The 20,007-nt window shown below is 72.5% G+C and carries 22 protein-coding genes; 16 read left to right on the top strand and 6 right to left on the bottom strand.

Going from position 1 to position 20,007, the window contains the following annotated elements; translation table 11 throughout:
- Nucleotides 1-83: 83 nt before the first annotated feature.
- From ACS04_RS19170 to ACS04_RS19135, 8 genes are all read left to right on the top strand, one after another.
- Entirely contained in the window at nt 84-1,193 is a 1,110-nt protein-coding gene (locus tag ACS04_RS19170) for a quinone-dependent dihydroorotate dehydrogenase (RefSeq protein WP_048477866.1), read from the top strand.
- Nucleotides 1,190-2,047 (top strand): orotidine-5'-phosphate decarboxylase, encoded by an 858-nt coding sequence (gene pyrF / locus ACS04_RS19165; RefSeq protein WP_398024136.1) that lies wholly within the window; start codon nt 1,190-1,192, stop codon nt 2,045-2,047. Before ACS04_RS19170 ends, pyrF begins: the two co-directional genes overlap by 4 nt.
- Nucleotides 2,048-2,314: 267 nt before the next feature.
- On the top strand, nt 2,315-2,638 hold the full coding sequence (locus ACS04_RS19160) for an integration host factor (protein WP_008740406.1): 324 nt from the start codon (nt 2,315-2,317) through the stop codon (nt 2,636-2,638).
- A gap of 61 nt (nt 2,639-2,699) precedes the next feature.
- Nucleotides 2,700-3,263, top strand: coding sequence for a guanylate kinase (gene gmk / locus ACS04_RS19155; protein ID WP_048477865.1), 564 nt, complete (start codon nt 2,700-2,702; stop codon nt 3,261-3,263).
- A gap of 63 nt (nt 3,264-3,326) precedes the next feature.
- The gene (gene rpoZ, locus ACS04_RS19150) at nt 3,327-3,599 is read left to right on the top strand and encodes a DNA-directed RNA polymerase subunit omega (protein WP_004948662.1); all 273 of its coding nucleotides are present in this window, start codon (nt 3,327-3,329) and stop codon (nt 3,597-3,599) included.
- Between the two features lie 98 nt (nt 3,600-3,697).
- Nucleotides 3,698-4,927 carry a bifunctional phosphopantothenoylcysteine decarboxylase/phosphopantothenate--cysteine ligase CoaBC gene (gene coaBC, locus ACS04_RS19145; protein WP_048477915.1) on the top strand — a complete coding sequence of 410 codons (1,230 nt, stop codon included), beginning with the start codon at nt 3,698-3,700 and terminating at the stop codon, nt 4,925-4,927.
- 197 nt (nt 4,928-5,124) lie between these two features.
- A complete protein-coding gene (metK, locus tag ACS04_RS19140) occupies nt 5,125-6,333 on the top strand; it encodes a methionine adenosyltransferase (protein WP_030873691.1) in 1,209 nt (402 codons plus the stop codon).
- A 180-nt stretch (nt 6,334-6,513) separates the two neighbouring features.
- Nucleotides 6,514-8,634 (top strand): primosomal protein N', encoded by a 2,121-nt coding sequence (locus tag ACS04_RS19135; protein ID WP_048477864.1) that lies wholly within the window; start codon nt 6,514-6,516, stop codon nt 8,632-8,634.
- A gap of 135 nt (nt 8,635-8,769) precedes the next feature.
- Here ACS04_RS19135 and ACS04_RS19130 read toward each other — a convergent pair whose 3' ends face one another.
- The gene (locus ACS04_RS19130; protein WP_048477863.1) at nt 8,770-9,291 is read right to left on the bottom strand and encodes a hypothetical protein; all 522 of its coding nucleotides are present in this window, start codon (nt 9,289-9,291) and stop codon (nt 8,770-8,772) included.
- Between the two features lie 342 nt (nt 9,292-9,633).
- Between ACS04_RS19130 and fmt the strand changes: the two genes are divergently transcribed.
- From fmt to ACS04_RS19095, 7 genes are all read left to right on the top strand, one after another.
- Complete coding sequence (gene fmt / locus ACS04_RS19125) at nt 9,634-10,578, top strand: methionyl-tRNA formyltransferase (protein ID WP_048477862.1); 945 nt, start codon at nt 9,634-9,636, stop codon at nt 10,576-10,578.
- A 59-nt stretch (nt 10,579-10,637) separates the two neighbouring features.
- On the top strand, nt 10,638-12,098 hold the full coding sequence (locus ACS04_RS19120) for an RsmB/NOP family class I SAM-dependent RNA methyltransferase (protein ID WP_048477861.1): 1,461 nt from the start codon (nt 10,638-10,640) through the stop codon (nt 12,096-12,098).
- Nucleotides 12,099-12,190: 92 nt separating this feature from the next.
- A complete protein-coding gene (gene rpe / locus ACS04_RS19115; protein WP_048477860.1) occupies nt 12,191-12,877 on the top strand; it encodes a ribulose-phosphate 3-epimerase in 687 nt (228 codons plus the stop codon).
- Between the two features lie 124 nt (nt 12,878-13,001).
- Entirely contained in the window at nt 13,002-14,015 is a 1,014-nt protein-coding gene (locus ACS04_RS19110; protein WP_048477859.1) for a sugar-binding transcriptional regulator, read from the top strand.
- Between the two features lie 147 nt (nt 14,016-14,162).
- A complete protein-coding gene (locus ACS04_RS19105; RefSeq protein WP_030157491.1) occupies nt 14,163-14,384 on the top strand; it encodes a CarD family transcriptional regulator in 222 nt (73 codons plus the stop codon).
- An 85-nt stretch (nt 14,385-14,469) separates the two neighbouring features.
- Nucleotides 14,470-14,964, top strand: a complete 495-nt coding sequence (locus tag ACS04_RS19100; protein WP_048477858.1) for a guanyl-specific ribonuclease — start codon at nt 14,470-14,472, stop codon at nt 14,962-14,964.
- Complete coding sequence (locus ACS04_RS19095) at nt 14,961-15,365, top strand: barstar family protein (RefSeq protein ID WP_048477857.1); 405 nt, start codon at nt 14,961-14,963, stop codon at nt 15,363-15,365. The genes ACS04_RS19100 and ACS04_RS19095 overlap by 4 nt, the downstream gene beginning before the upstream one ends.
- A 72-nt stretch (nt 15,366-15,437) precedes the next feature.
- Here the strand turns inward: ACS04_RS19095 and ACS04_RS40285 are convergent, their stop codons facing one another.
- The 5 genes from ACS04_RS40285 to ACS04_RS19070 all read right to left on the bottom strand — a co-directional run bounded on the left by ACS04_RS40285 (nt 15,438) and on the right by ACS04_RS19070 (nt 18,909).
- Entirely contained in the window at nt 15,438-15,917 is a 480-nt protein-coding gene (locus ACS04_RS40285; RefSeq protein WP_048477856.1) for a group II truncated hemoglobin, read from the bottom strand.
- Nucleotides 15,914-16,249, bottom strand: coding sequence for a putative quinol monooxygenase (locus ACS04_RS40280; RefSeq protein ID WP_048477855.1), 336 nt, complete (start codon nt 16,247-16,249; stop codon nt 15,914-15,916). The genes ACS04_RS40285 and ACS04_RS40280 overlap by 4 nt, the downstream gene beginning before the upstream one ends.
- Nucleotides 16,250-16,332: 83 nt before the next feature.
- Nucleotides 16,333-16,851 (bottom strand): hypothetical protein, encoded by a 519-nt coding sequence (locus tag ACS04_RS19080; protein WP_048477854.1) that lies wholly within the window; start codon nt 16,849-16,851, stop codon nt 16,333-16,335.
- A gap of 55 nt (nt 16,852-16,906) precedes the next feature.
- Nucleotides 16,907-18,640 (bottom strand): FAD-dependent oxidoreductase, encoded by a 1,734-nt coding sequence (locus ACS04_RS19075; protein WP_048477853.1) that lies wholly within the window; start codon nt 18,638-18,640, stop codon nt 16,907-16,909.
- Nucleotides 18,637-18,909 carry a UBP-type zinc finger domain-containing protein gene (locus ACS04_RS19070; protein WP_048477852.1) on the bottom strand — a complete coding sequence of 91 codons (273 nt, stop codon included), beginning with the start codon at nt 18,907-18,909 and terminating at the stop codon, nt 18,637-18,639. The genes ACS04_RS19075 and ACS04_RS19070 overlap by 4 nt, the downstream gene beginning before the upstream one ends.
- A 267-nt stretch (nt 18,910-19,176) precedes the next feature.
- On the opposite strand from ACS04_RS19070, the gene ACS04_RS19065 reads away from it, so the two are divergent.
- Nucleotides 19,177-20,001, top strand: coding sequence for a type 1 glutamine amidotransferase domain-containing protein (locus ACS04_RS19065; RefSeq protein ID WP_048477851.1), 825 nt, complete (start codon nt 19,177-19,179; stop codon nt 19,999-20,001).
- Nucleotides 20,002-20,007: the final 6 nt, after the last annotated feature.

The following is a 20,007-nucleotide window of genomic DNA, read 5'->3' as shown; positions in this document are numbered from 1 at the left end:
CAGCCCGTACGAGGAGGGGGACACGGATGCGCGCCGCGCGTCGGTGTCCCCCTCGTCATGAGCGCACAAGGGATCTTCTCGACATGTACAAACTCTTCTTCGACCTGGTCTTCAAGCGGATGGACCCGGAGCAGGCCCACTACCTGGCCTTCCGCTGGATCCGGCTCGCGGCCCGCACCCCCGTCCTGCGCACCTTCGCCGCGGCCGCCCTGGCCCCCCGGTACGAGGAGTTGCGCACCGAGGCGCTCGGGCTGCGCATGCACGGCCCCTTCGGCCTCGCGGCGGGCTTCGACAAGAACGCCGTCGCCATCGACGGCATGGCGATGCTCGGCTTCGACCACGTCGAGATCGGCACGGTCACGGCGCAGGCGCAGCCGGGCAACCCCAAGAAGCGGCTGTTCCGGCTCGTGCCGGACCGCGCGCTGATCAACCGCATGGGCTTCAACAACGAGGGCTCGGCGGCCGTGGCGGCCCGCCTGGGGGCCCGCGTGCCGGTCTTCAAGACCGTCGTGGGCGTCAACATCGGCAAGACCAAGGTGGTGCCCGAGGAGGAGGCGGCGGCGGACTACGTGGCCTCCACCGAGCGCCTGGCCCGCCACGCGGACTACCTGGTCGTGAACGTCTCCTCGCCGAACACGCCGGGCCTGCGCAACCTCCAGGCCACCGAGTCCCTGCGCCCGCTGCTGACGGCCGTACGGGAGGCCGCGGACCGCACGGTGACCGACCGCCGGGTCCCGCTGCTCGTCAAGATCGCCCCCGACCTGGCGGACGAGGACGTGGACGCGGTCGCCGACCTGGCCCTGGAACTCGGCCTGGACGGCATCATCGCCACCAACACCACCATCGCCCGCGAGGGGCTGGGCCTGAAGTCCTCCCCGGACCTCGTCAAGGAGACCGGCGGCCTGTCCGGCGCCCCGGTCAAGGAGCGCTCCCTGGAGGTCCTGCGCCGCCTGTACGCCCGTGTGGGCGACCGGCTGGTGCTGGTGGGCGTCGGGGGCATCGAGAACGCCGAGGACGCCTGGCAGCGGATCCTGGCCGGCGCCACCCTGATCCAGGGCTACAGCGCCTTCGTCTACGAGGGCCCGTTCTACGCCCGCGCGATCCACAAGGGCCTGGCCGCGCGCCTGGCCGCCAGCCCGTACGAGACCCTCGCCGAGGCCGTCGGCGCCGAGACCCGGAAGGCCACGCAGTGACCGAGACCCCGCAGACCCCCGTGACCCCCTTCGGCACCCGCCTGCGCGCGGCGATGGACGCGCGCGGCCCGCTGTGCGTGGGCATCGACCCGCACGCCGCCCTCCTGGCGTCCTGGGGCCTGAACGACGACATCCCGGGCCTGGAGAAGTTCTCCCGCACGGTCGTCGAGGCGCTGGCCGACTCCGTGGCCGTCTTCAAGCCGCAGGCGGCCTTCTTCGAGCGCTTCGGCTCGAAGGGCATCGCGGTGCTGGAGCAGACCGTGGCCGACGCGCGGGCCGCCGGCACGCTCGTGGTGATGGACGCCAAGCGCGGGGACATCGGCTCGACGATGGCCGCGTACGCCGAGACCTTCCTCTCGCCGTCCTCCCCGCTGTTCTCCGACGCCCTGACGGTCTCCCCGTACCTGGGCTACGGCTCGCTGGAGCCGGCCGTGGAGCTGGCCCGCCGCTCGGGCGCCGGACTCTTCGTCCTCGCGCTCACCTCGAACCCGGAGGGCGCCGAGGTCCAGCGCGCGGTGCGCGAGGACGGCCGCACGATCGGTGCGACGATGCTCGGCCACCTCGCGGCGGAGAACGCGGGCGCGGCCCCGATGGGCTCCTTCGGAGCGGTGGTCGGTGCCACGCTCGGCGACCTGTCCTCCTTCGACCTGGACATCAACGGTCCGCTGCTGGCCCCTGGCATCGGTGCCCAGGGCGCGACGGCGGCCGACCTCCCGGCGGTCTTCGGCGCGGCCGTCCGCAACGTGGTCCCGAACGTCTCGCGGGGCGTGCTGAAGCACGGCCCGGACGCCGCCGCCCTGCGCGCCTCGGCGACCCGGTTCGCGGACGAAATCCGCGCGGCGGTCTCCGCCTGAACACCTCGCGTCGTACGGCCTGACGAAAATCGAACGTCTTTCCCCGGACAAAACCGGGGTGGTTTGTCTGTGATGTACGGTTCAGTGGAGGCTGACCAGGACTTTTCGTCCGTTCTCGCTGACTGGAGCGGTCATGGCCGCTAGTCTCCGAGCAGAGTGACGAGCAGCGAACGAGTTTCACCGCTGTTCGGGCATTCGCCTGGTGTGGCGCCCTTGGGCTCCCCACTGGTCCGTATCCGACAGTTCGACATCCGAGGTGACGTAGGCGTGGCTCTTCCGCCCCTTACCCCTGAACAGCGCGCAGCCGCGCTCGAAAAGGCCGCCGCGGCTCGCCGGGAGCGGGCCGAGGTGAAGAATCGACTCAAGCACTCCGGCGCCTCGCTCCAAGAGGTCATCAAGACGGGCCAGGAGAACGACGTCATCGGCAAGATGAAGGTCTCCGCCCTGCTGGAGTCCCTGCCTGGCGTGGGCAAGGTCCGCGCCAAGCAGATCATGGAGCGCCTCGGCATCTCCGAGTCCCGGCGTGTCCGAGGTCTCGGTTCCAACCAGATCGCGTCTCTGGAGCGTGAGTTCGGCACTCCTGCCGGCTGACGCGTTGCCCGAAGTGCTTCCGGCGTTCTCAGGCAGTCCCGAGAACCTGGATAATCGCTCTATGGCAGCAGAGGTTCGTCCGCGGCTGACCGTGCTCTCCGGCCCCTCGGGGGTCGGCAAGAGCACGGTCGTCGCGCATATGCGCAAGGTCCACCCCGAGGTATGGCTCTCGGTGTCGGCCACCACCCGCAAGCCGCGGCCCGGTGAGCGACACGGAGTCCACTACTTCTTCGTCAACGACGACGAGTTCGACAAGCTGATCGCCAACGGCGAGCTGCTGGAGTGGGCCGAGTTCGCGGGCAACCGCTACGGCACACCGCGCGGCGCGGTGGCGGAACGACTGGAGAGCGGCGAGCCCGTTCTCCTGGAGATCGACCTCCAGGGCGCGCGGCTGGTCCGCGAGTCCATGCCGGAGGCGCAGCTCGTCTTCCTCGCGCCGCCGAGCTGGGACGAACTGGTCCGCCGGCTCACCGGCCGCGGCACCGAATCACCGGAGGTCATCCAGCGCAGGCTGGAGTCCGCCAAGGTCGAACTGGCTGCCGAGTCCGAGTTCGACACCACCCTGGTCAACACCTCCGTCGAGGACGTGGCGCGCGAGCTGCTAGCCTTGATGGAAGTTGTCTGATCGTTGACCGTTGTTCATTTCGGTCAATGCTTGATCATTCACCCATTCTTCGGAAGGTAGAGCGTGTCCTCTTCCATCACCGCGCCCGAGGGCATCATCAACCCGCCGATCGACGAGCTGCTCGAGGCCACGGACTCGAAGTACAGCCTCGTGATCTACGCGGCCAAGCGCGCGCGTCAGATCAACGCGTACTACTCGCAGCTCGGTGAGGGCCTGCTGGAGTACGTCGGCCCGCTGGTGGACACCCACGTCCACGAGAAGCCGCTTTCGATCGCGCTGCGCGAGATCAACGCGGGTCTGCTGACCTCCGAGGCCATCGAGGCCCCGGCCCAGTAAGGCACCCGGAATTCCTTTCACCACAGGCCCGGCAGAACATCTGCCGGGCCTGTGGTGTGTCATAGACACGTACGACGATCAGCGAGAGGGCGTGTGTGGTGGGTAAGCCGAAGGTCGTGCTCGGAGTCAGCGGCGGGATCGCCGCCTACAAGGCGTGCGAGCTGCTGCGCCGGCTCACCGAGTCCGGGCACGAGGTACGGGTCGTCCCCACGGCCGCGTCCCTGAACTTCGTGGGCGAGGCCACCTGGGCCGCCCTCTCCGGCAACCCGGCGGGGACCGAGGTCTGGGAGAGCGTCCACGAGGTCCCGCACGTCCGCATCGGACAGGGCGCCGACCTGGTCGTCGTCGCCCCCGCCACCGCCGACCTGCTCGCCAAGGCAGCCCACGGCCTCGCCGACGACCTGCTCACGAACACGCTGCTCACCGCCCGCTGCCCGGTGGTGTTCGCCCCCGCCATGCACACGGAGATGTGGGAGCACCCGGCCACGCAGGAGAACGTGGCGACGCTGCGCCGCCGCGGGGCCGTCGTCATCGAGCCCGCCGTGGGCCGGCTCACCGGCAAGGACACCGGCAAGGGGAGGCTGCCCGACCCCGAGGAGATCTTCGAGGTCTGCCGCCACGTCCTCGGGAGGCGGGGTCCGGCGAGCGGCGCGGCCGGCCCCGACCTGGCCGGCCGGCACGTGGTGATCAGCGCCGGCGGCACCCGGGAGCCCCTCGACCCCGTCCGCTTCCTCGGGAACCGCTCCTCCGGCAAGCAGGGCTACGCGCTGGCCCGTACGGCCGTCGCCCGCGGAGCCCGCGTCACCCTGGTGGCGGCCAACACCGCGCTGGCCGACCCGGCCGGGGCGGACGTCGTACGGGTCGGGACGGCCCTGCAGCTGCGCGAGGCCGTGCTCAAGGCGGCGGCGGACGCCGACGCCGTGGTGATGGCCGCCGCCGTCGCCGACTTCCGGCCGGCGGAGTACGCCGGCGGCAAGATCAAGAAAAAGGACGGGGAGGACCCGGCCCCCGTGGCCCTGGTCCGCAACCCCGACGTCCTCGCCGAGATCTCGGCCGAGCGCGCCAGGGAAGGCCAGGTCGTGGTCGGTTTCGCCGCCGAAACCGACGACGTGCTCGCGAACGGCCGGGCCAAATTGCTCCGCAAGGGATGTGATCTTCTCGTCGTGAACGAGGTCGGCGTAGCCAAGACCTTCGGTTCCGAGGAGAACGAGGCGGTCATCCTGGCCTCGGACGGGACGGAAATCCCGGTTCCCTACGGTCCGAAGGAGGCGCTGGCCGACGTGCTGTGGGACCGGATCGCCCCGCGACTCGCCCCCCGACGCGCCTGAGCGACGACCCTTCTCGTAGCGGATTCCATGAGCCAGAATGGAGTGCCGCAGGTCACATGGCTCCCATTGGGCGAGACAGGTGGTCCGGCAAACGGTGGCGACCGATAAACTGCACACTCGGAACGTGATCGGGCGCAGCCCCCGGTGTGGTTCCGCCAAATGATCAGCCAGCAGCCGCTGCAACCCCAGGGAGCGTTGTGTCCCGTCGCCTGTTCACCTCGGAGTCCGTCACCGAGGGTCACCCCGACAAGATCGCTGACCAGATCAGCGACACGATCCTCGATGCACTTCTCACCGAGGACCCGACCTCGCGTGTGGCCGTGGAGACCCTCATCACCACCGGTCTCGTCCACATCGCCGGTGAGGTGACGACGAAGGCGTACGCGCCGATCGCTCAGCTCGTCCGCGACAAGATCCTCGAGATCGGCTACGACTCGTCGAAGAAGGGCTTCGACGGCGCCTCCTGCGGCGTGTCGGTGTCCATCGGCGCGCAGTCCCCGGACATCGCGCAGGGCGTCGACACCGCGTACGAGAAGCGGGTCGAGGGCGACGAGGACGAGCTCGACAAGCAGGGCGCCGGCGACCAGGGCCTGATGTTCGGCTACGCGTGCGACGAGACCCCCGAGCTCATGCCGCTCCCGATCCACATCGCGCACCGGCTCTCGCGCCGCCTGTCCGAGGTCCGCAAGAACGGCACCATCCCGTACCTGCGCCCCGACGGCAAGACCCAGGTCACCATCGAGTACGACGGGGACAAGGCCGTCCGCCTCGACACCGTCGTCGTGTCCTCGCAGCACGCCTCGGACATCGACCTGGACTCCCTCCTCGCCCCGGACATCCGCGAGTTCGTCGTCGAGCACGTGCTGGCCCAGCTCGTCGAGGACGGCATCAAGCTGGACACCGAGGGCTACCGCCTGCTGGTGAACCCGACCGGCCGCTTCGAGATCGGCGGCCCGATGGGCGACGCCGGCCTCACCGGCCGCAAGATCATCATCGACACCTACGGCGGCATGGCCCGCCACGGCGGCGGCGCCTTCTCGGGCAAGGACCCGTCCAAGGTCGACCGCTCCGCCGCGTACGCCATGCGCTGGGTCGCCAAGAACGTGGTCGCCGCCGGCCTCGCCTCGCGCTGCGAGGTCCAGGTCGCGTACGCCATCGGCAAGGCCGAGCCCGTCGGCCTCTTCGTCGAGACCTTCGGCACCGCCAAGGTGGAGGTGCAGAAGATCGAGGACGCGATCGGCCAGGTCTTCGACCTCCGTCCCGCCGCGATCATCCGCGACCTCGACCTGCTGCGCCCGATCTACGCCCAGACCGCCGCGTACGGCCACTTCGGCCGCGAGCTGCCGGACTTCACCTGGGAGCGCACCGACCGCGTGGACGCCCTGCGCGCGGCCGCCGGCCTCTAAGCGCCGCCCGCCTCCGGGCCACCCCGCCCCACGGCGAACGCGTACGGCCCCGGACCTGCCTTCCCTGGTCCGGGGCCGTACCGCGTCCGCCGACGGCCGACGGCCGACCGCCGACCGCCGCCCGGGCGCCCCGGTCCCGGGGGAGCGCCCGCTGTCGGTGCCATTTGCAAGAATGCTGCTGTGAGCAGCGACGACGGCGAGAGCGCAACCGGGGCGGGGGGCCCGCCGGAGCAGCTCGCGCTGATGCGGGAGATGGTCGCCGAGGCGAAGGCCAAGGCGCCCAAGGCCAAGCCGCGCACCTGGCGCGGGGCCGCCGTCGCCGAGGAACTGCCCGTGGCCCGCGTCCTGGTCAACAAGGGCGTGCTCCACCTCGACCGGCTCTTCGACTACGCCGTCCCCGCCGAGCTCTCCGAGGCCGCCCGCCCCGGCGTCCGCGTGCGCGTCCGCTTCGGGGCCGGCGGCCACCGCGTCCACGGCGGCCGCCGCGAGGGCGGCGGCCTCATCGACGGGTTCATCGTCGAGCGGCGCGCCGAGTCCGACTACGAGGGAGCCCTCGCCGCCCTCGCCCAGGTCGTCTCGCCCGAGGTCGTCCTCGGCCCGTCCGTGCTCGCCCTCGCCCGCGCCGTCGCCGACCGGTACGCCGGCAGCCTGGCCGACGTCCTCCAGCTCGCCCTGCCCGCGCGCAGCGCCCGCGCGGAGGCCAAGCCGTCGCCCGAGCCGCTGCCCCCGCCCCCCGCGCCCGAACCGGGTGGCTGGGCGCGGTACGGGGCCGGCCCCGCCTTCCTGCGGGCACTGGCCACCGGCGCCGCCCCGCGGGCCGTGTGGACCGCGCTGCCCGGCCCCGGCTGGGCCGACGAGCTGGCCCGGGCCATGGCCGCCACCCTCGCCTCCGGCCGCGGCGCCTTGGCCGTCGTCCCCGACGGGCGCAGCGCCGCCCGGGTCGACGCGGCGCTCACCGCCCTGCTCGGCGAGGGCAGGCATGCGCTGCTCACCGCCGAGTCGGGCCCCGAGAAGCGCTACCGCCAGTGGCTCGCCGTGAGCCGGGGCTCGGTGCGCGCCGTCGTCGGCACCCGGGCCGCGATGTTCGCGCCCGTACGGGACCTCGGGCTGGTCGCCGTCTGGGACGACGGCGACTCCAGCCACGCGGAGGACCGCGCCCCCTTCCCGCACGTCCGCGAGGTACTGGAGCTGCGCGCGGTCAGCGACGGCTGCGGATTCCTCGCCGGGAGCACGAGCTGCACCGTCGAAGCAGCCCAGCTGGTCGAGTCGGGCTGGGCCCGGCCGCTCGTCGCCGACCGCGAGACGGTCCGGGCCTGCGCGCCCCGGATCCGGACCGTGGGCGACGAGCTCCTGGCCCGGGACGGGGCGGCTCGCGCCGCCCGGCTGCCCACCCTGGCCTGGGAGACCGTACGGGAGGGGCTGAAGACCGGGCCGGTACTGGTCCAGGTGCCGCGGCGCGGCTACGCACCGCGGCTGGCGTGCGAGCGCTGCCGAACCCCCGCCCGCTGCACGGTCTGCGCGGGCCCGCTGGAGGCCCCCGACGCGCGGGACCTGCACTGCGGCTGGTGCGGCCGGCAGGAGAGCGCCTGGCACTGCGAGGAGTGCGGCTCGTTCCGGCTGCGCGCCCAGGTGGTGGGCGCCCGGCGGACCGCCGAGGAGCTCGGGCGGGCCTTCCCCGCCGTGCCCGTACGGACCTCCGGGCGCGACCACATCCTGGACGAGGTGCCGGACCGGCCCGCGCTGGTCGTGTGCACCCCGGGGGCCGAGCCGGTCGCGGCGGGCGCCGGGTACGCGGCCGCGCTGCTGCTGGACGGCTGGGCGATGCTGACCCGGCCCGACCTGCGGGCCGGGGAGGACGCGCTGCGCCGGTGGATCGCGGCCGCCTCGCTGGTCCGGGGGGAGGGCCAGGTCGTCGTGGTCGCGGAGCCGACGCTGCGGCCGGTCCAGGCGCTGGTGCGGTGGGACCCGGTGGGCCATGCCGTCCGGGAGCTCGCGGAGCGGGCCCAGCTCGGGTTCCCGCCGGTGTCGCGGATGGCGGCCGTGGCCGGCCGGGGCGAAGCGGTGGAGGCCTTCCTGGCCGGGGCCGGGCTGCCGCCGGACGCGGAGGTGCTGGGTCCGGTCCCGGTACCGGGGCGGCGCGGGGAGCCCTCGCGGGAGGACCGCGCCCTGGTCCGTGTCCCGCCGGGCAGCGGGGCCGCCCTGGCGGCCGCCCTGAAGTCGGCCCAGGCGGCGCGACTGGCCCGCGGGGTCCCGGCGTCGGAGGCGGTCCGCATCCGCATCGACCCGCCGGACATCGGCTGAGCCCGGCGGGGTGCAGCCGAACGCCCCCGGTGGGGACGGCCTCGGGGGCGTCCTCAGCGGGGGCGGGGTGGGGCGGGTCACGGCGTCGGGCCTGCCGGCCGTCGGAGAGTCGGCGTCCCGGCGGCCGGCGGCGGGTCAGCCGTTGCGGGGACCCGGGAAGGCTGCCGCGGCGCGGGGCGCGGTCGCGGCCTGGGACTCCTCGCGCAGCGGCTGCGGCGGCACCGAGCGGGCGGCCGGGACCGTGGGCAGCGGCCCGAGGGTCCGCGTGGTCGTGCCCTCGGCCAGTGGCTCCGCGGACTCGGCGGCCTGGGCCCGCCGGGCACCGTACCGCCGGTGCACGGCCTGCTTGGTGACACCGAGCGCGGAACCCACGGCGTCCCACGAGAAGCCGAGCGATCGGTCGAAGTCCACCGCTGCGGTCACCAGCGTCTCGACGCTGTCCCGCAGCTCCTGCGCGAGACGGACGGTGGGCGCGGGGGCCCGGCCGTAGACGACGAAGCCCGTGGAGGGACCGGAGCGGCGCGGGCGGTACACGTTGCCGAGCTGGGCGGTGAGCGTACGCAGAGCATCCACCTGCCGGCGAACCCGCTCGATGTCCCGCACCAGGAGGTGCAGACTGGCCCGTGCTTGGGCGTCGTGGGTGGCGTGGTCGGCCATGAAGAAGCCTCTCGAACCGGTGCTGAAGAGCGGATCGGGCCGCAGACACCGATCTCATCGCGCGGCCCGGTTTCGGTCAATCTCCTTTGACCAACGCGTCATACGGCATTGAAGTCACGCACCGGGGGCGTGTCGGCATATGCGAGAGGCGCGTGTGTCTGCGTACGCCCCCTGATGGGGTGTACGGAGCCGTCCGGCACCCCCCGAAGGGCGCCGACGGCGCCCCGTCGGGCATCCGCCGGCCACCTGTCGGGCACCGTCCACCGGCCCGGGCGGCCCGCTCGGCACCGGGACCATAGACTGGTGCGCTGCTGACAGCCGAGATAGCGAGGTAGGACCCCAGTGAAGCTCGTCTTCGCAGGCACCCCCGAGGTCGCCGTGCCCGCCCTGGACGCCCTCATCGCCTCAGGGCGGCACGAGGTCGCGGCCGTCATCACCCGCCCCGACGCACCGGCCGGCCGCGGCCGCCGGCTCGTCGCCAGCCCGGTCGCCGAGCGCGCCGAAGAGGCCGGCATCGAGATCCTCAAGCCCGCCCGGCCCCGCGACCCCGCCTTCCAGGCCCGGCTGCGCGAGATCGGCCCGGACTGCTGCCCGGTCGTCGCGTACGGCGCCCTGATCCCCAAGAGCGCCCTGGAGATCCCGCGCCACGGCTGGATCAACCTGCACTTCTCGCTGCTGCCCGCGTGGCGCGGGGCCGCCCCCGTCCAGCACTCGATCATGGCGGGCGACCAGGTCACCGGCGCCTCCACCTTCCTCATCGAGGAGGGCCTGGACACCGGACCCGTCTACGGGCACCTGACCGAGGAGATCCGCCCCACCGACACCAGCGGCGACCTGCTGACTCGCCTGGCCTTCGCCGGCTCCGGGCTGCTGGCCGCCACCATGGACGGCATCGAGGACGGCACCCTGCGCGCCGTCGCGCAGCCCGCCGACGGCGTCTCGCTCGCGCCCAAGATCACCGTCGAGGACGCCCGGATCGACTGGAACGCCCCCGCGATGCGCGCCGACCGCGTGGTGCGCGGCTGCACGCCCGCGCCCGGCGCGTGGACCGTCTTCCGCGGGGAGCGGCTCAAGCTCATCTCCGTCGGGCTGGTCGCCGACCGCACGGACCTGGCTCCCGGCGAACTCGCCCCGGCCAAGAACAACGTGTACGCCGGAACCGGCTCGCACGCCGTGGAGCTGCTCTGGGTCCAGCCCCAGGGCAAGAAGCCGATGCGCGGCGCCGACTGGGCGCGCGGGGTGCGGATCGCTCCGGGCGAGCGCCTCGGCGGCGCCGACGTAGGCTGATCCGTACCGGCACACGCCGGCCGTCTTTCGTACACCCGTAAACCCGGAGCACCTTTCACGTGAGCGATCAGTCCCGTCCCCCGCGCAGCGCCGCAGGCCAGCGGCAGGCCAAGCCGTACCGCCGCCCCAAGAAGGACCCCGTCCGGCTGCTGGCCTTCGAGGCGCTGCGGGCCGTGGACGAGCGCGACGCGTACGCGAACCTCGTCCTGCCCCCGCTACTGCGCAAGGCCCGCCAGACCGAGGGCTTCGAGGCGCGGGACGCGGCGCTGGCCACCGAGCTCGTCTACGGGACGCTGCGCCGGCAGGGCACGTACGACGCGGTGATCAAGGCGTGCATCGACCGGCCGCTGGGGGAGGTGGACCCGCCGGTGCTGGACGTGCTCTCGCTCGGCGCCCACCAGCTGCTGGGGACCCGGATCCCGACGCACGCGGCGGTGTCGGCCAGCGTGGAGCTGGCCCGGGTGGTGCTCGGGGACGGGCGCGCCAAGTTCGTGAACGCCGTGCTGCGCAAGATCGCCGCGCACGATCTGGACGGCTGGCTGGAGCGCGTGGCCCCGCCGTACGAGGAGGACGCCGAGGAGCACCTCGCGGTGTACCACTCGCACCCGCGGTGGGTCGTCAGCGCCCTGTGGGACGCCCTCGGCGGCGGCCGGGCCGGCATCGAGGACCTGCTCGAAGCCGACAACGAGCGGCCCGAGGTCACGCTGGTGGCGCGGCCCGGCCGGTCCACGACGGAGGAGCTGGTGGAGGCGCTCGGCGAGGACTCGGCGCTGCCGGGGCGCTGGTCGCCGTACGCCGTGCGGATGGCCGAGGGCGGCGAGCCCGGCGCGCTGGAGGCGGTGCGCGACGGGCGGGCCGGCGTCCAGGACGAGGGCAGCCAGCTGGTGGCGATGGCCCTGGCGGCCGCACCGGTCGAGGGCCGCGACGAGCGCTGGCTGGACGGCTGCGCGGGGCCCGGCGGCAAGGCGGCCCTGCTGGGCGCGCTGGCGGCGCAGCGCGGGGCGTTCCTGCTGGCCTCCGAGAAGCAGCCGCACCGGGCCCGGCTGGTCGAGCGGGCCCTGGCCGGCAACCCCGGCCCGTACCAGGTCATCACGGCGGACGGCACCCGGCCGCCGTGGCGGCCGGGCTCCTTCGACCGGGTCCTGATGGACGTCCCCTGCTCCGGGCTGGGCGCGCTGCGCCGCCGCCCGGAGGCCAGGTGGCGGCGGCGCCCCGAGGACCTGGAGGGCTTCGCCCCCCTCCAGCGCGCGCTGCTGCGCGAGGCCCTGTCGGCGGTCCGGGTGGGCGGGGTCGTGGGCTACGCGACGTGCTCCCCGCACCTGGCCGAGACCCGGGTCGTCGTGGACGACGTCCTGCGCGGCCGGGGGGCGGGTGCCTCGCCGGTGGACGCCGAACTGATCGACGCCAGGCCGTACGTGGCGGGCGTCCCGGCCCTGGGCGACGGCCCGGACGTACAGCTGTGGCCGCACCTGCACGGGACGGACGCGATGTACCTGGCGCTGATCCGGCGCACGGGGTAGGGCGGGAACGCGAGGGGGTCGGCGGGGCGGGAGTCGCGGCCCAGTTCCGGGGTCGTGGCCGGAAGTGCGTCACGGCATGGCAGGCTTGGGGCATGGCCGCTCAGATCTATCCCAGCATCCTGTCCGCCGACTTCGCCCGACTCGCCGAGGAGGCGAAGGCCGTCGAGGGGGCCGACTGGCTGCATGTCGACGTCATGGACAACCACTTCGTCCCGAACCTCACCCTCGGTGTGCCCGTCGTGGAGTCGCTGAGCCGCGCCACGGACATCCCGCTGGACCTGCACCTGATGATCGAGAACCCGGACCGCTGGGCCCCGCAGTACGTCGAGGCCGGCGCCGGGTCGGTCACCTTCCACGCCGAGGCCGCCGCCGCGCCCGTGCGGCTCGCGCGGGAGATCCGGGCGAAGGGGGCGCGGGCGTCCATGGCGCTCAAGCCCGCCACGCCGATCGAGCAGTACGAGGACATCCTCCCCGAGCTCGACATGCTGCTGATCATGACGGTCGAGCCCGGCTTCGGCGGCCAGCCCTTCCTCGACATCATGCTCCCCAAGATCCGGCGTACCCGGGAGCTCATCGCCAAGCACGGACTGGAGCTGTGGCTCCAAGTCGACGGCGGGGTCTCGGCCACGACGATCGAGCGGTGCGCCGAGGCCGGCGCGGACGTGTTCGTCGCCGGAAGCGCGGTCTACGGGGCCGTCGACCCGGCCGCGGCCGTACGGACCCTGCGGGAGCAGGCGGACGTCGCGATCGCCGCGGCGCCCTGGGCTTGCGAGCACTGAGACGAGAGTTCGTGGACGGCTCGGTGAACGGGAGCTGTCCAGGCTGATCAACGGCCGCCGGATCTGACAGGATGAACGGCGAGTCGAGAGTGTGAACAGCAGTGAGGAGAACGCGGTGTCTGCAATGTCGGCGGGACGGTCAGCCCTGCGGATGGGACCCGCGGAGCTGGTGCAGGCGGCTGCCATGGCGCGCCGCTTCTACCTGGAGGGCAAGTCCAAGATCCAGATCGCCGAGGAGTTCGGCGTGAGCCGCTTCAAGGTGGCCCGGGTCCTGGAGACCGCCCTGGAGCGCGACCTCGTACGCATCGAGATCCGGGTGCCGGCCGAGCTCGACGCGGAGCGGTCCGACGCGCTGCGCGCCCGGTACGGGCTGCGGCACGCCGTCGTCGTCGAGTCCCCGGCCGACGCGACCGAGGACGCGCCGGATCCGGAGAACCTCGGCGCGGTCGCCGCCGACCTGCTCGGCGAGCTCGTCAACGAGGGCGACGTACTGGGCCTCGCGTGGGGGCGCTCGACCATCCACATGGCCGCCTCCCTGCACCGGCTGCCCCCGTGCACCGTGGTGCAGCTGACGGGCGTGTACGACGCCGGTACGGCCGAGCGCGGGTCCGTGGAGGCCGTACGGCGCGCGGCCCAGGTCTCGGGCGGCGACGCCCACCCCATCTACGCCCCGATGCTGCTCCCCGACCCGGCGACCGCGGCCGCGCTGCGGAACCAGACGGGGATCGCCCGCGCCTTCGAGTACTTCGACAAGGTGACGGTCGCCGCGGTCTCGATCGGCTCGTGGGAGCCGGGGATCTCGACCGTCCACGACATGCTCACGGACGAGGAGCGGGCCCACTACGCCTCGCTCGGTGTCGCGGCCGAGATGTCCGCCCACCTGTTCGACGCCGAGGGGCGGCGCGTGGGCCGGGACCTCGGCGAGCGCTGCATCACCGTCGAGGCGGACCGGCTGCGGCGGATTCCCGAGGTCGTGGCCATCGCGGGCGGCCTGCGCAAGGCGTCCGCGATCGGGGCGGTGCTCCGCTCCGGGCTCGTGACCAGCCTGGTCACCGACACGGCGGTCGCGGACTACCTGCTCACCGAGTCGGAGCCGGGGCTGCGGCCCGCGCTGGACCGGGCCGACCCGGACGACTGAGTCCGCCCGGGTCGTTCGCGGTTCCTTCCGGACACCCCCGCGGCATTGCCCTGCCCGGGCCCGGTACGGGTCCTGGGGCGGATGGTGCCGTAATCGAGATCCGAACGGCGGCCCGTGCGGGGCGCTGTGGGGCGCATACTGGTCTCAATGACAAAGTCCGCAGTACCTCGCCGCCATTTGCCGTCCAGCCCGTTCAAGGCCCCCGTGGAACCGCCGCTCCGGCAGTTCAGCGTCGGCGACCGGGTCTCTCACGATGAGCACGGCCTCGGCCGTGTCGTCGGTATCGAGGAGGGGATCGCTGTCCTGGTCGACTTCGGGTCGGTCCAGAAGAGAATTCTGAGTCCTTACACCAAGATGTCCGCGCTCTGAAGCCGTCGCCGTCCGGTCGCCGTCACCAGGTGGTCGGGCGTGCGGGCGATTCGCGAGCGAATCGGATGTTTGGCACGATCGGTGCATGATCTTCAGGGACGTGCCCCGGTCGTTGCTGCGTCGCGTCGCGGAGGCCCTGCTCCTGTGCGTCGCGCTGGCCGGCGTGGCGGGGTGCGGTGGGCAGAACGCTGCGCCGTCCGCTCCCGCATCGGCTTCCGTGCCCGGTTCAGCGGTGCCGGGCACTTCGGTGCCGGGATCCTCGGTGCCCGGCTCTTCCGTGGCGCCGCCCGCCTGGGCCAAGGGGATGGCGACCGTACGGGCGGACGCGCTGCCGGTGCAGGCGCGTGACGTGCTCGCGCTCATCGACAAGGGCGGGCCGTACGCGTACCGGCAGGACGGCACCGTGTTCGGGAACTTCGAGAAGGTCCTGCCGCAGCAGAAGCGCGGCTACTACCACGAGTTCACGGTGAGGACGCCGGGGGAGCGCGACCGCGGGGCGCGGCGGATCGTGACCGGTGAGGGCGGGGAGTTCTACTACACGGACGACCACTACGAGACCTTCAAGGCGGTCCTGCGATGACCCTGGATCCGCGACCGCCCGGGCCGGCGCTGGCCGCCGCCGAGGAGGCGGGCTGGACGACGCTCCGGGTGGACCTGGCCGGAGTGCACGGCAAGGCGGAGCTCCTGCGGCGCTGGGGGGCGGCACTGTCCGTGCCGCGGTGGTTCGGGGGGAACTGGGACGCGCTGGGGGATGCGCTGATCGACCTGTCCTGGCTGCCGCCGGCTCCGGGACGGCTGGTGGTGGTGACGTGCTGGCAGCCGTACGCGGATGCCTGGCCGGGGGAGTGGCAGACGTTGCGGGAGGTCGTCGAGGAGGCCCTCCAGTGGTGGCGCGACGCCGGGGACGGGGCGCTGGACGTCCTGCTGGCGCAGACGCCCCCGCCGGACGAGTGCGCTCGGCCGGGGTCGCCCCGGCCGTGACGCGGGGCGGGCGGCCCGGAGACGGGTGTGGGGCAGAGGTCTCGCCTCCGCCCCACGGGGTCCGGCCGTCGCCTAGCCCTTCGGGATCCACGGGGGCGTCTGGCCCCAGGACCAGACCGGGATCTTGGCCGCGTCCACCGGCGGGGGGTTGGGGCCCGAGTAGATCAGGGCCATGCGGGTGCCCCACTCGATGTAGTACGCGAACACCGCGCGGAACTCGGGGTCCGTCGGGAGGCCGACCTCGTCCGCCGTGTCCATCAGCAGGTCCACCCAGCGGCGGCGCCGCTGCTCGGTGATGCCCCGGCCCAGGTGCTTGGTGGCCATGTGCTGGTGGCCGCCGTGGTGGGCCGTGTACTGCGCGGGGCCGCCGAAGACCTCCGACAGCCACACGGCGACGTGCCGGGGGTGCTCCGAGTCCATGCCCGCGAAGACCGGGGCCAGGATCTCGTCCTGCAGGGCGTGCGCGTAGAAGGCGTCCGTGAGGCGGTTCATCGCCTCCGCTCCGCCCATCCACTCGTAGATGGTGGGGGTGGTGCCGGGTGTGGTGCTCATGACTGGGGTGCGGCCTTTCCGGGGCCGGCCACGTCGGTGACGCGGTAGTGCTGCATCTCCTCGATGGCCTTCACGTACGGGCGGATCGCGCTGAAGAACGCCGGGAAGTGCTCGCCCTTGCGGAATCCGTTCAGGTGGGCGTCGACCGACGTCCAGCGGATGCGGAGGATGTAGCGCTCCCGGTCGTTCTCCTCCTCGCAGCGGGCGAGCTCGTAGTCGATGCACTCGGGCGAGGCGGCCAGGGCCTGCGCGGCCTGCCGGTACGAGTCCTCGAAGGCCTGCTGGTCGTCCAATGCGATCCGGTAGCGGATGTATTCGACGGTGGTGGTCATGGGGCGTGCCTCTCCCTGTGATCGGGTGCCGGTCGGCTCGCTGTCAGACTTGCGTGATCATGCCCGGGTGGGGAGGGCTTTCCTCATTCCGACGCAGACTTCTTGGAGTCGGGGGCCCCGGACGCGTCCGAGACGTCGGGGCCGGCCGCGCGGACCTGCTGGACCTTGGCCAGGGAGTCGCGGAGTTCGGTCAGCCACTCGTCCGTGTTGCGGCCGACGAGACGCACGCACCAGGCGAGGGCGTCGGCCCGGCTGCGGGCGACTCCGCCCGCCACCAGGGTGTCGAGGACCTGGCGCTCCGGCTGGCGCAGGCGCGTCATCACCGGGACCGCCAGGTGCGTGAACAGGACGCGGTCGTCGCCGGACTGGACGGCCCAGGCGACCTTGCGGCGGTAGAGCTCCTCCGCCTCCCGCGCGACCTCGATGCGCTGCTCACGGGTGCGCTCGCGGAACTCCTTGACGGACTCGGTCGCCGGGATGGTGCCGACGACCGTGATCTCCTCGCGGTCGACCGAGACGTCGATCAGGGACTCGTACACGTCCACCGGAAGGCGGTCCGCGAACCACGTGCGAAGCTGCTCGCTCTGCTCGGCTGTAATCATGTAATCAACGTTGCATCCGATGCCGGCTTGATCGCAAGCGGATCGGTGTTCGCTCTCAGCCCATCGAGCGGTACCGGTGGATCAGCGAGACCGCCATCGCCCCCTCGCCCACGCCCGAGGCCACGCGCTTGACCGAGTGGGCCCGTACGTCACCGGCCGCGAACACGCCGGGGACGCTCGTCTCCAGCGGGTAGGGAGCGCGCTCCAGGCTCCACTCCGCCGGGAGTTCCCCGCCGTTCGCGATCAGGTCGGACCCGGTGAGCACGAAGCCGTACTCGTCGCGCTCGACCACGCCCGAGAGCCAGTCGGTGTGCGGGCGGGCGCCGATGAACGTGAACATGAACCGGGCCGGGACCCGCGTGTCCTCACCCGTCGCCGCGTCGTGCAGGGTCAGCTGCTCCAGGTGCTCCTCGCCGTCCAGCCGGACCACCGTCGTGCGGACCTTGACCTCGATGTTCGGGGTGCGGTCGATCTCGTCGATCAGGTAGCGGGACATGCTCGCGTCCAGCGATTCGGCGCGGACCAGGATGGTCACGCGGGCCGCGTACTTGGCGAAGTGCACCGCCGCCTGCCCGGCCGAGTTGGCGCCGCCCACGATGAACACGTGCTGCGAGATGCACGCCGAACTCTCCGTCGTCGCCGCGCCGTAGTAGAGCCCCGCGCCCTCGAAGCGGTCCGCGCCCGGGGCCTCCAGGCGGTTGTACGAGACCCCGGTGGCCAACAGCACCGTCTCGGCGCTGATCTCCGTGCCGTCGGCCAGGGTCAGGATCTTCGCCGGGTCGTCCCGGGTCAGCGAGACCACCTCCACCGGGTGCAGGATCTCGGCGCCGAAGCGGGAGGCCTGGATGGTGGCGCGGCGGGTCAGGTCGCCGCCGGAGAGCCCGGACGGGAAGCCCAGGTAGTTCTCGATCAGGCTGGAGGTGCCGGCCTGGCCGCCCGGGGCGCGGGAGTCCAGCATCAGGGTGGACAGGCCCTCCGAGGCCGAGTAGACGCCGGCCGCCAGACCCGCCGGACCCGCGCCGACGATCACGCACTCGTAGTGCGGGCGCGAGGCGGTGGTGGCGAGCCCGAGGCGCTGGGCCAGCAGGGTGTCGGAGGGCGCCGAGAGCACCGCCCCGTCGGGGAAGCGGACGAGGGGCAGCACCGCGTCGGGCTGGGCGGCGATCAGGGTCAGCGCCTCGGGATCCCGTTCCACGTTCAGGAAGCGGAACGGCTGGCCGTTGCGGGTGAAGAAGTCCCGCACGGCGTGCGTGCCGGGGGAGACGAGGTGCCCGGCGACGATGATGCCGTCGTACGCGGGGCGGTAGGTGGCCAGCCAGTCGGAGAGCAGGTCGTCCAGCACCGGGAAGAGCCGCTCGTGCGGCGGGTCCCACGGCTTGAGCAGGTAGTAGTCCAGCCGGACCCGGTTGATGGCGGTGATCGCCGCGTCGGTCTCCGCGTACGCCGTGAGCAGCACGCGGCGGGCGTCCGGGAAGCGGCTGACGGCCTCCAGCAGGAACTCCACGCCGGTCACGTCGGGCATCCGCTGGTCCACGAGGAACAGCGCCGGATCGTGGCCGCGTTCGTCGAGGGAGTCCAGGATCTTGAGGGCGTCGGCGGCGGAGGAGGCGCCGAGCACCCGGTAGCGGTCGCCGTAGGCGCTGCGCAGGTCGCGGCGGACGGCCCGCAGCACCTGCGGATCGTCGTCCACGGCCAGGATGACGGGCTTCCTGCTCTCGGCCCGTTCCGCCGCGGCCCCGCCCGCGGGGGTGGTCACGGGGGCGGTGGCGCTCTCCGGGGCCGCGCTCATGCCGCGTCCAGCATCAGCTTGTCGGCGTAGCACCAGGCCCACGCCTCGCCGGGCTCGTGCGAGGCCGCGATGGGGTGCTCCGTGGCGCGGTAGTGCTTGGTTGCGTGCCGGTTCCTGGAGGAGTCGCAGCATCCGACGTGCCCGCAGCTGAGGCACATCCTCAGGTGCACCCAGCTGTCGCCGAGGGCGAGGCACTCCTCGCAGCCCTCGGTTCCTGGTTTCACCGGACGTATCCGATCGATGTGTGTGCACAACAGGTCCGTCGTCATCGTCCCCGTCCCTCTCCTCAGTCCTTCGCGCACCCGTGATTCACGGCGCCTCCAGACCATAGGGCGGTGCCCCCGTAATGGTTCAGCGATTCGGCCGATGTCATGAAGTCTCGCGGCTACTTCATGACCTCCCGAAGCGACTACGTGAGGTGCCCCCGCGACCTGCCCTCCCACCTCATGAAGTCGCATACGGGCGCTTTGACGCAGCCCTCGGGCACAAGCAGTGTGGGTCACGCCAACGACAACAGGCGGCGCCTGGAGGAATCCGTGAGCAGAAAGATTCTGGTCATTGTCTCCGAACACGGTTACTGGGCCGAAGAACTGATAGGCCCGGTATCCAAGTTCGATGAGCGGGGCTACGAAGTCGTATTCGCCACGCCGACCGGAAAGCGTCCGCACGCTCTTCCGCCGAGCCTCGACGCGAACTACATCGACCCTCCGCTGGGACGCTCGGTCACCACCGAGGAGAACGCCCGGCTGGGGCGGGAGTTCGAGCAGTCGAGCCGGCTGGACACGCCGCTGGACATCGAGGCGTGGGCACCCGAGCGCCCGTACACGAGCGACGAGGGCTACCTGCGCAAGCTGGAGGGGTACCACCGCGATCTGGAGAAGCTGGAAGCCGACATCGCCGGCTACGACGCGCTCCTGATCGTCGGCGGCAGCGGCCCCATCGTCGACCTCGCCAACAACGAGCGCGTCCACGCGCTGATCCTGGCCTTCAAGAACGCCGGCAAGGTCGTGGCCGCCGAGTGCTACGGCGTGGCCTGCCTGGCCTTCGCCCGGGACTGGGGCGACCGCAAGAGCATCATCTGGGGCAAGCACGTCACCGGCCACTGCAAGGAATACGACTACAAGGACGGCACCGGATTCCTCGGTACCGACTTCAACATGGGTCCGCCGCCGTACCCGCTGGAGTACATCCTGCGCGATGCCACCGGGCCGCGCGGCGCGTACCACGGGAATTTCGGTCACCCGCTTTCGGTGATCGTCGACTACCCGTTCGTGACCGGCCGTTCCACCCCCGATTCCTATCTGACGGGGCAGAAGATCGTGGAAGTCCTGGAGGACGGTCTCACCCGTTACGGGTGGTAGGGGGAA

The organism is Streptomyces roseus, from assembly GCF_001044425.1.
In the GTDB taxonomy this organism is placed as follows: domain Bacteria; phylum Actinomycetota; class Actinomycetes; order Streptomycetales; family Streptomycetaceae; genus Streptomyces; species Streptomyces roseus.
Note: the sequence above shows the minus strand (reverse complement) of the source record. Positions and strands in the feature narration are given on the sequence as shown.